The 1,348-nt window shown below is 34.9% G+C and carries 2 protein-coding genes; both read left to right on the top strand.

The window, feature by feature from the left end; translation table 11 throughout:
• The coding region (locus tag AC07SW_RS13135) for a LysM peptidoglycan-binding domain-containing protein (RefSeq protein WP_490436744.1) at positions 1-457 on the top strand (457 nt) is incomplete at its 5' end.
• A 276-nt stretch (positions 458-733) separates the two neighbouring features.
• Positions 734-1,252 (top strand): PTS transporter subunit EIIC, encoded by a 519-nt coding sequence (locus tag AC07SW_RS13130; protein WP_119908343.1) that lies wholly within the window; start codon positions 734-736, stop codon positions 1,250-1,252.
• The last annotated feature ends 96 nt before the right edge of the window (positions 1,253-1,348 follow it).

Here is a 1,348-nt window from a genome sequence, read left to right as displayed (position 1 = left end):
AGCGTGGAATAACTTAACAACCGATACGATTTTTGTTGGACAAAAATTAATTATTAAAGGTGGCACAACCACTGCACCAACAAATCCAACAACACCGCCAGCAGGGAACTCGAATAGTGGCTCAACAACAAGTGGAACGTATACAGTAGTAAGTGGCGATTCATTATGGGCAATTGCGAATAAAAACGGCGTATCCGTGGCAAACTTAAAAGCGTGGAATAAGTTAACAACTGATACGATTTTTGTTGGTCAAAAACTAACAATCAAAGGCGGTACAACAAATAATTCAAGTCAACCATCGACAAATAACAATCAATCTAAAACGTATAAAGTAGTAAGTGGCGATTCGTTATGGGCGATTGCCAATAAAAATGGTGTATCCGTAGCAAATTTAAAAGCGTGGAATAACTTAACAAGTGATACAATTTTTGTAGGACAAACGTTAAAAATGAACTAAAAAAATTGAAACAGCATCCTAATCATTAGGGTGCTGTTTTTTTTGATAAAATAACAAATTTATTGTTGACAGCGTTTTCTGTTTCTGATAAGATGACTGTAGTTAATAAATGAAAACGATTTCTTGTGACTATTTAATTAGGCAAGGAAAAAGAGATGAGCACTCAAGTTCATTCCTTTTTCCTTGCCTAATTTTTTTGTTCAATTGAACTAAAAAGGGGGAACGGCAAGTAAGTGAAACGCTGTAGTTAAAAATAAATGTTCTGGAGGAATTAGGATGAAGAAAGAAAACTTAGGAAAACGATATGGCATCGGATTTTCTTATATAGCAATGGCTCTTATATTATTTGTTTTATTTTGGGGATTGAGTTTTACTGGAATCGGAGCTTTTACTGGAATTTATGGTGCGTTTAAGATGATTTTCCCACTAGTAGTTGCGATATCGATTGCAGCTGGGATTGGCTTTGATCATAGTGGAGCTTCTGCTTTGGCTGGAGCAGTAGGATATTTGGTTTTTGGAGCATCATTTTCTGTTTTAATTGATCCTAAAATTCCTTTTTTAGTAACAACTCCAATTAAATTATTTGGTTCAATGGGTTCAGATCAATTCTTCTTTATTCTTTGTGGGTTAATGATGGGAATTGTAGCAGGTGCTTTGTACAATAAATTTTACAATATTAAATTGCCAGAATGGTTAGCCTTTTTTGGCGGACGTCGTTTCGTTCCCATTATTACAAGTATTGTTGCTTTATTTATCGGCTCATTTATTGCCAATGTCATTATTCCGCATTTATAAGAATTAGGGGAGGAAAACGATCATGTTAAATCAAATGCAAAAAATTGGGAAAGCGTTAATGCTTCCAATCGCAGTATTACCTGCTGCTGGGTTGTT

It is taken from the genome of Carnobacterium sp. GW821-FHT04C06 (assembly GCF_059420345.1).
Note: the sequence above shows the minus strand (reverse complement) of the source record. Positions and strands in the feature narration are given on the sequence as shown.